This window comes from Lysinibacillus sphaericus (genome assembly GCF_006864135.1).
Classification (GTDB): domain Bacteria; phylum Bacillota; class Bacilli; order Bacillales_A; family Planococcaceae; genus Lysinibacillus.
This window is the reverse complement of record NZ_SADV01000005.1, coordinates 259332-273806: the sequence shown is the minus strand read 5'-3', so window position 1 is coordinate 273806 and position 14475 is coordinate 259332. Positions and strand designations below refer to the sequence as shown.

General features: G+C 32.0%; 12 protein-coding genes. 7 read left to right on the top strand and 5 right to left on the bottom strand.

Annotation, left to right across the window (positions count from 1 at the left end; genetic code table 11):
* Positions 1–152: 152 nt before the first annotated feature.
* The 3 genes from C7Y47_RS08880 to C7Y47_RS08870 all read right to left on the bottom strand — a co-directional run bounded on the left by C7Y47_RS08880 (position 153) and on the right by C7Y47_RS08870 (position 2134).
* Positions 153–473: a DUF4183 domain-containing protein gene (locus tag C7Y47_RS08880; protein WP_142508441.1), complete on the bottom strand. Its 321-nt coding sequence runs from the start codon at positions 471–473 to the stop codon at positions 153–155.
* Positions 474–523: 50 nt separating this feature from the next.
* Complete coding sequence (locus C7Y47_RS08875; RefSeq protein ID WP_255505097.1) at positions 524–967, bottom strand: DUF4183 domain-containing protein; 444 nt, start codon at positions 965–967, stop codon at positions 524–526.
* A 504-nt stretch (positions 968–1471) separates the two neighbouring features.
* The gene (locus C7Y47_RS08870; RefSeq protein WP_142508440.1) at positions 1472–2134 is read right to left on the bottom strand and encodes a Crp/Fnr family transcriptional regulator; all 663 of its coding nucleotides are present in this window, start codon (positions 2132–2134) and stop codon (positions 1472–1474) included.
* 84 nt (positions 2135–2218) lie between these two features.
* Between C7Y47_RS08870 and C7Y47_RS08865 the strand changes: the two genes are divergently transcribed.
* On the top strand, positions 2219–2950 hold the full coding sequence (locus tag C7Y47_RS08865; protein ID WP_142508439.1) for an HAD-IIB family hydrolase: 732 nt from the start codon (positions 2219–2221) through the stop codon (positions 2948–2950).
* A 439-nt stretch (positions 2951–3389) separates the two neighbouring features.
* On the opposite strand, the gene C7Y47_RS08860 is transcribed toward C7Y47_RS08865, so the two are convergent.
* Together C7Y47_RS08860 and C7Y47_RS08855 are read right to left on the bottom strand one after the other, a co-directional pair.
* Positions 3390–4043, bottom strand: a complete 654-nt coding sequence (locus tag C7Y47_RS08860) for a hypothetical protein (RefSeq protein ID WP_142508438.1) — start codon at positions 4041–4043, stop codon at positions 3390–3392.
* 119 nt (positions 4044–4162) lie between these two features.
* On the bottom strand, positions 4163–4378 hold the full coding sequence (locus tag C7Y47_RS08855) for a hypothetical protein (RefSeq protein ID WP_142508437.1): 216 nt from the start codon (positions 4376–4378) through the stop codon (positions 4163–4165).
* Positions 4379–4831: 453 nt separating this feature from the next.
* On the opposite strand from C7Y47_RS08855, the gene C7Y47_RS08850 reads away from it, so the two are divergent.
* From C7Y47_RS08850 to hblA, 6 genes are all read left to right on the top strand, one after another.
* A complete protein-coding gene (locus tag C7Y47_RS08850) occupies positions 4832–5974 on the top strand; it encodes a serine hydrolase domain-containing protein (RefSeq protein ID WP_142508436.1) in 1143 nt (380 codons plus the stop codon).
* 1007 nt (positions 5975–6981) lie between these two features.
* The gene (locus C7Y47_RS08845) at positions 6982–8478 is read left to right on the top strand and encodes a serine hydrolase domain-containing protein (protein WP_142508435.1); all 1497 of its coding nucleotides are present in this window, start codon (positions 6982–6984) and stop codon (positions 8476–8478) included.
* A gap of 436 nt (positions 8479–8914) precedes the next feature.
* Positions 8915–9952 carry a Fic family protein gene (locus C7Y47_RS08840; protein ID WP_142508434.1) on the top strand — a complete coding sequence of 346 codons (1038 nt, stop codon included), beginning with the start codon at positions 8915–8917 and terminating at the stop codon, positions 9950–9952.
* 510 nt (positions 9953–10462) lie between these two features.
* On the top strand, positions 10463–11782 hold the full coding sequence (gene hblC / locus C7Y47_RS08835) for a hemolysin BL lytic component L2 (protein ID WP_142508433.1): 1320 nt from the start codon (positions 10463–10465) through the stop codon (positions 11780–11782).
* A 46-nt stretch (positions 11783–11828) separates the two neighbouring features.
* Positions 11829–13061, top strand: coding sequence for a hemolysin BL lytic component L1 (gene hblD, locus C7Y47_RS08830; RefSeq protein ID WP_142508432.1), 1233 nt, complete (start codon positions 11829–11831; stop codon positions 13059–13061).
* Positions 13062–13084: 23 nt separating this feature from the next.
* A complete protein-coding gene (gene hblA, locus C7Y47_RS08825; RefSeq protein ID WP_142508431.1) occupies positions 13085–14197 on the top strand; it encodes a hemolysin BL binding component B in 1113 nt (370 codons plus the stop codon).
* Positions 14198–14475 lie beyond the last annotated feature (278 nt).

The following is a 14475-nucleotide window of genomic DNA, read 5'->3' as shown; positions in this document are numbered from 1 at the left end:
AAGGTCAGATAGGTTAAAAATATAAACTACCTTAAATCGGAGCTTTGGCAGGAAATTAAAAATAAAGGGTCACTTGAAATAAAGTGACCCTTGTACAAAAGGTAGAAGAAAGGCTAGATATTTTCAACTTGCGATTAGTTAAAAACTAATCATTAAGTTTGTGTAACTAATTCTACAGCTTCTACTACTAATGGAGTTCCGGCTGAGATTGTGCCAGTAACACCGTTAAAAGTTAACTCTGTTGCAGAAATTGTATACGATCCACCTTCTTGTAATACACCGTTTATATAGAAATTATAGTAGCCGTGTGTTACTACTGGAAAAGCAGTCGCAGCTGTTCCACTATCATTTAGAAAGGCAGTTGCGGGGATTGTAGTACCGTCAGCAACTGTTAAATCTGCTGCTAACACATCAAAAAATCTTGTGGAAGTACCATTAACGTTTACATGAATATTAATAATTGAAAGTGCCATTTTTTTCACCTCCTTTCAAGGGAAAAAGAATAATTTAGCAGCTTCTCCTATCACATTTGTTGGAAACCCAATGATTCAATAATGATTGGAGTTCCGGCAAAAATAGTTGTATTAAAGGGCTTAAGGATTAATGAATCCGGGGTTACTTTATAAGCACCGCCTTCTTGCATCACAGCATTGATGTAAAGATTGACATATCCATTGGGATTAAAAAGCTTGAATTCTGTTACTGGATCGCCAGTATCATCTGTAAATAAATTAGCAGGAAGAGTTGTTCCGTTTGTTAAATCAATATCATCTGTCACAATATAAAAATATCTATTTATTATTGGAATAATAGTTCCTTCAGGGATAACAACTGGAGGAGGTTGAATAGAACCTACATCAATAGCTTTCATACGGGGCCAAAAAATTCGATTATTTTCACAACAACTGTCACAAATCAATTTTTGTGGGTCCAATTTTCCCATTATTTTTTCACCTCCCTTTTTCATATGTTTTTGACCCCGTAAGTTATAGGCATTTGTTATAAAGAAAGATTTTCAAAAAAAAATATCTTATTTTTACTATATTTTATGAATTAGAATGGGAAGGTGATTGGCACTTAGTCTATAAAAAGAGAATTAAATAAATTTTTTTACGAAAAAATAGGTTTTTGAATACCTTAAAGCAATTAAAATGGAGTTTTATAAAAGTAAAAAGTGATAGAAATACTGTTGAAAAAGCAAAAAAAAGAATTAGACTAGAAGAATTTGGAATAGATTGGTTTTGAAGAATTAAGCTTTTGTAGATTTTATTTTGTTTATAAATGAAAAAGCCATAGCGCAACAAAGTGCGAAAGTACTATAATCGTTCCTTGATTTCACGTATAACTACTATTTATTTTGTCAAACATAGACATAAAAATGATCACTTCTAAATCGAAGTGACCAAGTAGAGAGGATTAAAGGAAAAGAAAAACCTCAGAATTTAGTTTATGAAGTTTTGTTTTTCCATGTTTATTCAAAGCGTACATTTTCAGAAATTTCTTTCATCTTAGCCCAATCCAAAATTTCTATCGCATTATCTTCTCGAATGATAATCCCTTTTTCTGTCCAGTCCTTTAGGATACGATTTATATGTCTTTTTGTAGTACCAATTAATGAGGCAACATCATCTAAAGAATTTGTTTTTATGTATTGATTGACATGTGTTGGGGATTCAACAGTACATAAATAAGCTGCTAAACGTACATTTACTGGAGAAAGCGCATTAACTCTAGATGAAATTGTGCAAGTTAGGAGCTTATATGCTAACTCTTTCAATAATAATTGATTAAATTTACTATCAAATTTTAAATGAGTTTCGTACACTTCTAATGGAATAATTAAAACTTCACATGGCTCTACAGCGATACAGTTAGATACAATTAAACAATCTGTAAATATTTCAATATCGCCCATAATCGAGGGCTGTTGGCAGTACCTTAATAGTAACTCTTTCCCAGTCACTTCTAAACTTGATACCATATACCTTCCTGACAGTAAAAAATATATTCCGTCTATCTGGTCTCCTGCTTTTAGAATGTATTCATTTGGTTGGAAAGGACATACAATAAGGGATGAAGTTAGTTCTTGTGTAAAAGTGTAGTTATAAATAGATTTAAATAGACTTTGATTCATTTTTTCCTCCGAGACATCTGTCCTGTATTAATAGTATTAATTTTAATATAGTTATAGTTAATTAATAAAGAGGTAGGGATTCAAATGAACTTTGTATTCGATTTAGATGGAACACTTTGCTTTGATGGTAAAAGTATTGATAGAGAAATTATTGAAGCACTTCAAGAATTAAAGTTAGCAGGGCATCAAGTGATTTTTGCCTCAGCTAGACCTATTCGTGATTTAGTACCTATCATACCAAAGGATTTTCATGAAGGTCTATTAGTTGGAGGAAATGGAACATTTACTTATGATCATGGGCAAATTCAAGTGACACATTTTGAACAACAAATTTTGGACAAACTCATCACACTTATTCATCGACATCAGTTGAAATATTTAGCAGATGGTCAGTGGGATTACTCCTTTACAGGTGATATTGCCCATCCTATTTATCGAAATATCGATAAAACCAATTCAACGAACATACCGTTGGAACAATTACTTCCAGTCTGCAAATTAGTTATTTTCCAACCAAATGAGGAAGTGTTAGAAGTGCTTGAAGCATTTCCAGTCATAGTCACACACTATAAAACTGAACATGCCATCGACATTAGCCCTCTAGGGATTAATAAAGTTAGTGGACTACATAGGTTGAACATTCAACAGTTTATTGCTTTTGGGAATGATAGCAATGACCAATGCTTGTTTGAGCATGCGGTTCATAGTGTATGTGTTGGGAGTAATGATGTGAAAAGTTATGCGAATGACATTGTTGAACGAGTTGGCGTAGCGAAGAAGATTCGTGAACTAATGAGAAAATATGATTTAAAATAAATTAAAATTAATAAATATTTCACCACTTTTAGACGATTTCAATATCAGCGACATAATAATAGAAATATTGAATGGTTTAGGATTTATTTAGGAATAACAGGTTACTTTCATTTTATGTCTTAATTAAAGCCTGTTAAGCGCTGTACTTTATGAAAAAACAAAATGAATGATATATCAGTACTTATACGTTAAACGGGATACTGACAAAACTACCGAAGCTATTTTGATAGGTAATTAAAATTAAAGGGTCTTGAAATGAAAGTGACCCTTGTACAAAAGGTAGAAGAAAAGCTAGATATTTTCAATTTGTGAATCAAGCTCCGGCACAATATCTTCTTATAAAAAATAAACTGGGTAATAAGTATATATGAGCATGTTTTGAAAAAAGATTAATCAAAACATGCTTTTGATAGTTGTTCTCATTTAAAGGATAAATAATTTAATAAAACTTTTTAAAGTTACAATCGTAGTAATCACAATTATTAAATTCTAATTCTTCAAGTATATGTAACGTTTCCTGTAAAAATAAATCTTGTTCTTCTTTACTTTCTAACAAAATACCATCTTCTACTCTGTCAAAACGAAACGCGCGTATAATGGCTTTTGTGTAAGCAGCATAAGTTCTTTCTAATTCATTTAAGGGGCGTTCTTTGTTATATGCATCAATAAATAATTTAAATCGCTCCGTTCCATTTAATCTACCTTCGTAGGGGACATGCCAAGCATGATATACACCAACTGCAATACATTCATTTAAATAAACTTCATTTCCAGCTAGATTGAAATCATAAATTGCTAGAATCCCTTGATTTTGTTTTAACATGTTGTAATAACAAAAATCACCTTGAATCGCTCCTTGTGGTAAATAACCCCAAATTAACTTTAATCTTTGACGATAATCATTATATAAAGATTCTATTTTAGTAAAGATCGGGTGCGATTTAAACTGTTTTTTTAAATCTATAAAGCTTAACTCATTTTCATCGTAATCCCCAATTGCATCAGTTTGATTTCCACCAAATAAACTCCAAGAAGTAACTGTGTTGAATGGAGTTGATAATTGTTGCGAGATGAAGTGCTGAACACCTAACAAACGACCGATTTCAACAAGTTTTGCATCTGTTATAGTTTCAATTATTTCGCCCTTTAGTTCTCTTTCTAATGAATATACTTTCTCCTCAATTTCTACAACGTAAAAACCACTTTTAGATTTTATATATTGAGAACATTCATCCCTTTTTCTGATAGACTATTAGCAAAATTACAACATTGTTCCCAATAGGTTTTACTTGCTTGTTCTCCTTTTAGAATATATGTATACTCTGCTTCAATTTTTGCTAAAACCCTTTCATTCATTCTAAAAATCTCTATATCTTTAGGATTAACGTCGTAATGACTACATATAAGCATTATTTTTTGATTATCCATCTAAACCTCCATAAACTTTACCTTTAGCTAGTTGTTAAATCTGCAATTTCATTTTCATTTTATAGAATATTTTTACAATTGTATATAAAAAAATAGAGATTGTATCCACCGCTTAAACTAAGTGATGTAATTAAACAAATGGGATATAAAAGCTCTGAATCATTAAGATCATTTTTTCCAATTGAATGGCTTTAAAGGAATGTAACGCGCAAATGACGCTAAGAAACATGAGAATTTGAAATAAAGTTGCGATGTTTATAAAAAGATAAGAAGTTTGGGTGACGTTTATAATAAAGACATTGCTCAAATTGCCGAATTTTGAAATAATTGATGTTTAATAGTAGTTAACTTGTTTAATATTTCCAACCCTAAATAACCAGCAATAAGAGCTTTGCAACCCTAATAATAATGTAACTCATTAATACAAAAATCATAAATGGAGGTCATCGAAATATGAATCAAAATTTGAAACGTAAAGAGCTAGATAAGGTATTAGACTTCTTGGAACAAAATAGGCTATTTAGCGGGGTTGTACTATTATCTGAGGAAGGCAAAACATTTTACAAGAGAGCAATTGGTAAGAGAAATAACTCAAGTAAACAGTCTCTTGATGCAGTCTTCGAAATTGCCTCGCTTTCAAAGAGCTTTACAGCAATGGCAATTATGATACTAATTGAGGAGAAAAAACTTACGATAGATGATAATCTTAAAAAGTTTTTTCCTTTTCTCCCTTATGAAAACATTACTATTAAAAATCTGTTAACTCACACTTCTGGACTTCCGGATTACATGGAATGGTTTGAACATCCAAGTAACTGGGATCCAAATAGAATTGCAACGAATAAAGATGTAGTTAAATTTTTGAAAGATGAAAAGCCAGAAGTGTTATTCCACGTGAATGAAAAGTGGGAGTATTGTAATACAGGGTATGTATTACTTGCAGAAATCATAGAAATGGTTTCTAGAATAGAGTACGGAGAGTTTTTACAGAAAAGAATATTCACACCTTTAAATATGTTCAATACATCAACATATTCACAATTTCTAGATAGCGAAATTGAAAACTTTTCGTCAGGTTTTATCTATGATTGGGAACAGGACTTGTATAGACTACCAACTGAAATGGAAGAACATAAGTATGTTTACTTCTTCGGTGGTGTTAAAGGTGATGGTGGTATAAAATCCACCGTAGATGATTTGCTGAAATGGGAGCGTGCTATTTATAATAATGATCTAGTATCAGAACAAACAAAGGAAAGTATTATAGATCCAGTTTTCATTAAAGGAGAAGCTGCTAATGGGTATTGTCCTTGTTTGCACGAAAATTTAGGAGGATATGGACTTGGTTGGAAAATAGAGGACCATCCTCAATATAAGAAGATTATTCTTCACGATGGATATTGGGCAGGTTATTATTCAGTTTTAATTAGTTATAAGGAGAGTAACAAAGCTATAATAATACTAAATAACCTAGACTTTACGGATAACGAGTTAAACAAGACACCATATTTGTTAACCCTTACTTTAGAAAAGATTTTATTCGGAGAAAAAGCTGGGTTACAAAAGTTTGAACAGTTAATATTGTCAAATCATTAGAAAAAGCATATTTTGATGTATCTTTTTTCAAAAAATGCTTTAGTTAGTACAAGGTTATCTTGCTTGTAGATTCCCCATTCTTATTCTGTCGTTGTCTAGTAGTTTTTATTTTTAAAACTAACACTACAAGGGCAAACATATATTAAAGCATCAAATTTGGAGTAATATCTAATCGAAAATAGGGAATTTGAAAGTCTATAAAATTGCATTCAACGGGCGCAATTGTGGAACAACACTAGAAATGATCAAACTTTTTTATAAAACTCTCATACTTAACTAAAATGAACTTCATTTTGATTAATTTTTTTCAAAATGGAGTTTTTTCATTTGCTGTTAAGCAAAGCTGAAGGCACTTTTAATCATTCTTTATTGTAAAGCTATATTTTATTTTTTTTGCAAGTAAATCTCTATTTGATTGGGAAAATGGAGCAAGGACACACCTATGCAAGATGTAGCAGGGAAAATTTGAGCATTAATGGGAAAGTATCGTGTAGGTGAAGAAGATACATCTAAGCCTGTTAAAAAATTACGCATGCTACAGTAGCTTCAAGAATCGGGCGTTATCCAGGGAGGATGGCGCTCTTTTGCTGTATTGGGTCAAACTTTCTATAAGGAAATTGGGTGCTTTTGTTAGAATTATAGAGAAGATAGTGACATATTTTAAGAGGTAAAACGATAATTGGAATATTATCTGAAAAGGGCCATTATACCAGTGAGTATTTTTATTAAAGGGCTGTAGCAACGATTGCTAACATAAATTATGCCTAGTACAATAAGAGAACTTTCTATACAACAATGTCAACAGCAACAACATATAAATTAAATGGAATCGAAAAAAACAATTCATAATAAGAAAACAATGTTGCAACATCAGTAATAGTCCAAGTTCGCAACATTGTTTATTTTTTTATCGAAAAAGATTCCTTAAAAAAACTTTTGATACTTCGTACAGTAGTTAAAACATTACTAGATGTAGAGTGGTTTAATATTAAAGAGTAGGGGGAAGTATGATTAAAAAGATTATAGTTTTAATTACTAGCATTCTCTGTATTTTACTAATTATGTCTACAGATAAAGTTTTGGCAACAATAAGTGATAGGGATGAGAAAATAAAACTGATTGAAGTTGAAATTGAGAGCAACATGAAAACACATGATATTCCGGGGATTGCCTTTGCGCTAGTTGATTCTAATGGGATTATTTATTCTAAAGGTTTTGGAATTTTAGATATACGAGAAGATACCCAGCAGATTGACGAAAATACAAACTTTAACTTAGGATCGCTTTCTAAAGTGTTTACCACATTAGCTATTATGCAGCTTCAGGAGAAAGGATTTTTAAGTATAGAAGATCCTGTTGTTGACCATCTTCCTTGGTTTAAGACAAGAGATGCTTTCATGTCAAATCAAATTACTATTAAACATTTACTTAATCACTCGAGTGGTTTGCCAAGTCGTCTCAATGTTCATGATGTTAAAAGTGTAGATCGCCGGGAGATTATAGAGCAAATTAGTGATAAACTAGGTAATGTTATGTTAGTTGCAAAACCTGGTGAAACGTTTGAATACACCAATATGAATACAGATTTGTTACAAATAATTATTGAGGAAGTTTCAGGTGTTCCTTTTATAAAATATATGGATGACAATATTTTTAAGCCTCTCGGAATGAACAGAACAGGGTATTTTACATTTGATAATCATCACCTTTCCAATACAGCAATGGGGCATCGCTATCAATGGGGGAAAATTAAACCCTATGAGGAGAAGCTAGTCTATGCTACATCTAGCTCGGCTGGGTTATCCTCAAATGCCACAGATTTAGCAAAGTTTATGATGTGTTTACTCAACGGGGGAATAACGCCTACGGGTAATCTGATTCGTTCAAATAGTATTACTGAAATATTCAAAGCTAATAAATATGGAGTAGGGTACAATTGGTATGTATATCCTCATAATATGTATATGGAGGGTGGGTTACCAGGCTTCACTTCAACGATGGTCCTTTCTTCTGATAAATCCTTTGGTCTTGTTCTCTTATCAAATTCGAAACAGGGTATAACATACCATTCTGGATTTAATTTATTTAGAATAGTGGAAGGAGGAACCCCTAAATCTTTATTAGGTAAGGATTTTCCAAAGGTGAATTCTGCCGCTAAGATAATTCTTGGTATCACAATCTTCATTTGTATTATTTTAATCTCTGTATTAGGATTAACATGCTATAATTTAGCAAAAGGAAGGCATAGGGTAGCTTTTGCGAAACCTAGTTTCAGTAGATTTTGTGTGATCATTTTCTTACTAGTATTATACTTTGGAGTAATGTATTACATTTACGTTTTACTACCTTTTTACGTGGGAGTTCCTTCGTTATTCAACTTTAAAAAAGAACCCGATGTCACATCAGGACTGATTATATTTAGTATAGTACATACATTGTTCTTTTTAGTTTTATTCTTGAAAATCCTAATAATTCAAAAGGTTAAACAGATCCAATCGGTATAGTTTAATTAGAAATTTTAAAGCGTTGATCCAACAAGGGATTAACGCTCTTTTTGTTGAAGTAAATTGAACTAACGAAGCGGGTTTAGTTGTTCAACATCCTTTCGTTAAAATGGATGATTATATAGCGGGAAGAAAAAATATATATAAAATGTCACAAAAAATAATAAAAATCAGTACACTTAAAAGATAATATTCCGATATTTAATAATGTCTAATGTCTAACATCTATATTTACGATACATCCACTTTTTGAATAAATCAGTCTAAATTTTATACAAAAATTTGAAAAATAAATTAATCCTCTTTTTTTAGAAAGTAAAAGCTCTATTAAACCGGATGTTATTTGAATCGTAATACTGAATAACATTAGGAAAGCCAAACAACAAAAATTTATTATTGTAATAGAGCATTGAGAGATAGTAACAGGAGGAACAAAATGAGAAATTATTTCGAAGAGCCGTACATAAATATTGAGCAACAACTAATAAACTTGGTCAGTGAAATTAGTGAATATAAAGGAATGTTGACCGCTTATAAAGAGCAAAGACCTGACATATTCACTAGCCTTGAAAAAGCTATACCCCTACAATACATAAAAAACTATATTTCAGTTTATGAGGATATAAAAGTTTCAAATAAGCGATTAAAAGAACTTATTTTAGATGATATGATGCCCCAATCAATTTCCGAAGATGCAATATTTTGTTATTATGAAACTTTATCTTTAGTACATAAAAAATCTTGTACTTTTTCTATAAGTCCAGATACTATACAAGAATTGCATTTCCAATTAATTCATTATAATACCTCTGACGGTGCAAAATGGCGCCAAAAGCCATTTTCTATCCCAGGACTTCCCGAAAAAGGGATGCATACAATTTGTTATCGTCCTTTTCCACCTGAAAATATTCCGCGGGCAATAGAACAACTATGTAACCAGTACAATTTATTACATCGTAAAAAAGAATTACCTACACTTATATTAATAGCTCGCTTTATATTGAACTTTTATTGCATAATTCCTTTTAGTCAAGGCAATGGTAGATTAACACTTATGTTAATGCAATTACTATTAGTAAAAAGCGGACATACATTTGTAAAATATGTTTGTTTAGATGAATATATAAAGAAGAGAGAGTCAGAATACTATGAAGCCATATTTAAATCATCGGTTAATTGGTATTGTAATGGTCATAATAGTAGCTTCTGGCTAAAAGAGTTTTTACTTATTATTTTAGAAGCTTATGAGGATCTACATAGCAGAGTACTGGATTCTATATGTAAACATACGAAGGTTGAGCGAATTCAACATTTTATTCATCATCAGAAGCAACCATTTACAAAAGAATGCATTCGAAGCATTTACCCAGATATAGCTGAAAGTACTATTAGTAAAGCTTTAACTGATTTGCAACTATTAGGTGAAATTAAACTTATTTCAAAAGGGAGAAATGCGCGCTGGATGAAAGTATAGTCTTAATCTACACCTTTTAAAGTCGGGGCTAATCAGTTTTTACTAAATAATTAAAAATCTATTCTAAGAACCAATTGCCAATCTTTAAGTGGCAATTGGTTCTTTAGTTATCTATCTGATAAGGAATGGAAAGCAATAAATACGTCCTTTCTAAAATAACCAATATGTCTAAATTTTGAAGATTTATTGCCTATTCCGTTGGCAAAAATATGTCATTATTGCAATTTCAATCTGCTTATTTTCGCCATATTATGGCACATTCATGTTAATTTTGTTCCTATTAATCTACTTTAAAATCAATATTACAGCGAGAATTAACTATTTTACACATAAAATAGATTCTTTACACTGCAGTTTGCCAAAAATTGTGACAATACCTAAAATTTACATTGTAGGAAAGTATAAATCATTTTGGCAAGGATCTTTCCTGAAACAATAAGTATAGTAGAGGGACTTAAGAAGTAATTGCATAAATTACTTTGAAAAATATTATAGAAGGAGGTAAACAACATGAAAAAGAAAATAATTACAGGGTTAATGATAACGTCCATTTTTACAACGGGGGCTATTCCTATACATACTTTTACAACGCCTTTAGTTCAGGCGGAAGTCCAAGAAGAGAACATCGCTATTTCCTCATCTTTACGAAAATTAGGTGCACAGTCTAAATTGATTCAACTATATATAGATCAGGCTTTAATAAGCCCTAATGTACAGCTAGAGGAAGTACCAGCTTTAAACACAGAGCAATTTCTAATAAAACAGGATATGAAAGAATGGTCATCGGAACATTATCCAAAGTTAATGCTAATAAATTCAAAAAGTAAAGGGTTTGCCACTAAATTTAATAATTATTATCCAACATTGAAAGGGTATGTAGATAATAAGGACGATAGAGAAGGTTTTTTGGATAGATTAGAAGTCCTTCAAGAAATGGCTATAACGAATCAAGAAAATGTGCAACTTCAAATTAATGAATTAACAGACCTTAAATTACAGCTTGAAAAAAAACTTAAAGATCTCGATACGGATGTGACAAAAGCTCAGGGAGTACTAAGTCTAGAGGGAACGGGCAAGATAGACAAGCTAAAAGACGAATTACTAGCTACTAAAAAATTAATTCAACATGATTTACAGCAAATGGCATTACTGCCGGGAGCTTTAAATGTACAAGGACTTAAAATATTCCAAGAGATTTATAGTCTTGCAAAAGATATTATCGACCCAGCTGCACAAACAGCGGCGGCGGCGTATAACAAAGGAAAAGAAATTAATAAATCTATTCTAGAGGCTGAGGAAAAAGCAGAGCAAGAAGCAAAAGAAAAGGGTAAATCTGCTTTAGAGATTGAGGCTGCTAAAAAAGAAGCTCGTGAAGCCATTGAGAAAAATAAAAAAGGTGAAATTGCTGCAGCGGCTGCTACAAAAGCGAAAGAGTATGACCTTATGAAAGCAATTGACCCAGAAAAAATCAAAAAAACATATAGTACCTTCGCTGAAGTAAATAAGCTAAAGGCAGAACAACGAGCATACTTAGATGATTTAGGGCAACAAAATCAAAAATTATATGATTTAACAACGAAACTAACGATAGCAGATTTACAAAAATCAATGCTACTTCTTATGCAACATGATTTACATACATTTGCTAGCCAAGTGGATGTAGAAATTGACCTATTGAAACGCTATAAAGAAGACTTGAATTTAATAAAAAATAGTATCAAAAAATTAAGTACTGATGCTGATACTACTGACAATTCGTCTCAAAAAGATACATTAAGACAATTGAAAAATATAATAAGTCAACTAGAGGAACAAGTTGATAAATTTTAATGTTGTGAAATTATAAAAATCTATCGAAGATTTGGAGGAGTTTAATATGAAGAAATTTCCTTTTAAAGTATTAACTGTGGCAACTTTAGCAACGGTTATAACCGCTACTAACAGTGGCACTATTCATGCACTTGCGCAAGAACACATTACTCAGGAACAAAAAATAGGAAATTATTATACATTAGGACCTGAAGGACTGAAAAAAGCGTTAGCTGAAACAGGATCTCATATTCTTGTAATGGATTTGTACGCAAAAACAATGATTAAACAGCCGAATGTAAATCTATCCAATATTGATTTAGGTTCAGACGGGGGAGAATTAATCAAAAATATTCACCTTAATCAGGAACTGTCTCGAATCCATGCGAATTATTGGTTAGATACGGCAAAGCCAAAAATTCAAAAAACAGCACGTAATATTGTAAATTATGATGAACAATTTAATAACTATTACGACACATTGATAGACACTGTAAAAAAGAAAGATAAGGAAGGCTTAAAAGAAGGTATAGGCGATTTAATCAGTACAATTCATACAAATTCGAAAGAAGTTACAGAAGTGATTAAAATGTTAGAAGCCTTCAAAACAAAACTGTATACAAATACGATCGACTTTAAAAATAATATTGGCGGACCAGATGGGAAAGGTGGATTAACGGCAATATTAGCGGGAAAACAAGCATTGATTCCACAGCTTCAAGCTGAAATTGAGAATTTGCGTTCCACTCAGAAGGCACATTTTGACAATGTACTAGCATGGTCAATTGGTGGAGGCTTGGGAGCAGCTGTTTTAGTTATTGGAACGATTGCAGGAGGAGTAGTAATCGTTGTGACTGGCGGAACAGCTACACCGGCAGTTGTAGGAGGCCTTGCAGTTCTAGGTTCTGCTGGTATTGGTTTAGGAACAGCAGCTGGAGTTACAGCATCTAGTCATATGAACTCCTATAACGAAATTTCTAATAAAATCGGAGAATTAACGATGAAAGCCGATTTTGCTAACCAAGCAGTTATTGCACTTACTAACGCTAAAGACACTTTGACGTATTTGTATCAAACAGTGGATCAAGCGATAATGTCTCTAACGAATATTCAGCAACAATGGAATACAATGGGGGCAAATTATAAAGATTTATATGATAATATCGATCAAATGCAAGAACATAAGCTCTCTTTAATACCTGATGATTTAAAAGCAGCTAAACAGAGTTGGAATGATATTCATCAAGATGCAGAATTTATTGCAAAAGACATTGCCTTTAAACAAGAAGAAAAGAATTGAAAGACAGCTAGGAGGAATACAAAATGAAAAAAAAATCTCTTTACAAAGTACTCGCTGTATCGACGCTTTTAACCTTGACAACAACTTCTGTAATCTCTCCAGTAGCAGCATTTGCAGAGACAAGTAAGATTGAGCAAACTAACAATAGTGATACATCTCTTTCAGCAAACGAAGCGAAAATGAGAGAAACTTTGCAAATGGCGGGGCTTTTTGCGAAATCTATGAATGCCTATTCTTATATGTTAATTAAGAATCCAGATGTCAACTTTGAAGGAATTAACATTAAAGGTTATCCGAATTTACCTGGTAAAATTATGCAGGATCAAAAAGATGCAAGAGCACATGCCCTTACATGGGATACAAAAGTAAAAAAACAGCTGATAGATACATTGACAGGTATTATTGAATACGACACTAAATTTGAAAATTATTATGACATAATTGTAGAGGCCATTCATACAGGAGATGGAGAGACGTTAATAGAAGGGATTTCAGATTTACGCGAAGAAATTCAACAAAATCAAAAATATGCACAACAATTAATAGCAGAATTAACTAAATTAAGAGACGCTATTGGACAAGATGTAAGAGCATTCGGCAGTAACAAAGATCTTTTACAGTCGATTTTAAAAAATCAGGGGGTTGCAGTTGAGGATGATCAAAAGCGACTAAAAGAAGTTTTAGAATCAGTAAACTATTATAAAAAATTAGAGTCTGATGGAATAATAACAGTATCTGTGCCCTCTATTCCTACGTGGATTGCTGGTGGTATTATGTTAGGGATAGCAAGAGATCAATTAGGTCAGTTAGAACCGTTATTAGCACAATTAAATCAGACAGTCGATTATAAAACAACATTAAATCGTGTAGTTGGCATTGCACATAGTAATATTAGTGAAATGTACAATGCACTCGATGATGCTATTAACGCTCTTACTTTTATGTCTACACAATGGAATGATTTAGACTCTCAATATTCAGGCGTACTAAGACATATCGAGAATGCATCTGCAAAAGCGGAACAAAATAAATTCAAATTTTTACTACCTAATGTGAAATCAGCTAAAGACAGCTGGGGAACATTAAAAGTAGATGCAGACACATTAAAAGCAGGGATAAAAGAGTTAAAAATATAGCCTGTTTTCAATATATATTACTTAAAAAAGTAGATTTGGGGAATATTTCATTGTCCAAATCTGCTTTTTTATTTCAGTTTTTTAGACTGCTTTCTTGCAATTAGAACACTTTTTTTGCAAGACCAGTAAGTGGTGTAGAATTTTTTATGTAACATTCATTCAGACAAAGACAGTTATTTTCTTTCATCCTAACTAACTGCCCAACCTTTTTTGATGTAATAAACAAAAATAACGCTGTGTCTTTACTAGTAAGATAAATTTGCACAACAAGCCAAATA

Bases quoted from the DNA above. Each gene is read 5' to 3' on its own strand.
- C7Y47_RS08880 (WP_142508441.1), bottom strand. From the start codon at position 473: ATGGCACTTTCAATTATTAATATTCATGTAAACGTTAATGGTACTTCC.
- C7Y47_RS08875 (WP_255505097.1), bottom strand. From the start codon at position 967: ATGAAAAAGGGAGGTGAAAAAATAATGGGAAAATTGGACCCACAAAAA.
- C7Y47_RS08870 (WP_142508440.1), bottom strand. From the start codon at position 2,134: ATGAATCAAAGTCTATTTAAATCTATTTATAACTACACTTTTACACAA.
- C7Y47_RS08865 (WP_142508439.1), top strand. From the start codon at position 2,219: ATGAACTTTGTATTCGATTTAGATGGAACACTTTGCTTTGATGGTAAA.
- C7Y47_RS08855 (WP_142508437.1), bottom strand. From the start codon at position 4,378: ATGGATAATCAAAAAATAATGCTTATATGTAGTCATTACGACGTTAAT.
- C7Y47_RS08850 (WP_142508436.1), top strand. From the start codon at position 4,832: ATGAATCAAAATTTGAAACGTAAAGAGCTAGATAAGGTATTAGACTTC.
- C7Y47_RS08845 (WP_142508435.1), top strand. From the start codon at position 6,982: ATGATTAAAAAGATTATAGTTTTAATTACTAGCATTCTCTGTATTTTA.
- C7Y47_RS08840 (WP_142508434.1), top strand. From the start codon at position 8,915: ATGAGAAATTATTTCGAAGAGCCGTACATAAATATTGAGCAACAACTA.
- hblC (WP_142508433.1), top strand. From the start codon at position 10,463: ATGAAAAAGAAAATAATTACAGGGTTAATGATAACGTCCATTTTTACA.
- hblD (WP_142508432.1), top strand. From the start codon at position 11,829: ATGAAGAAATTTCCTTTTAAAGTATTAACTGTGGCAACTTTAGCAACG.
- hblA (WP_142508431.1), top strand. From the start codon at position 13,085: ATGAAAAAAAAATCTCTTTACAAAGTACTCGCTGTATCGACGCTTTTA.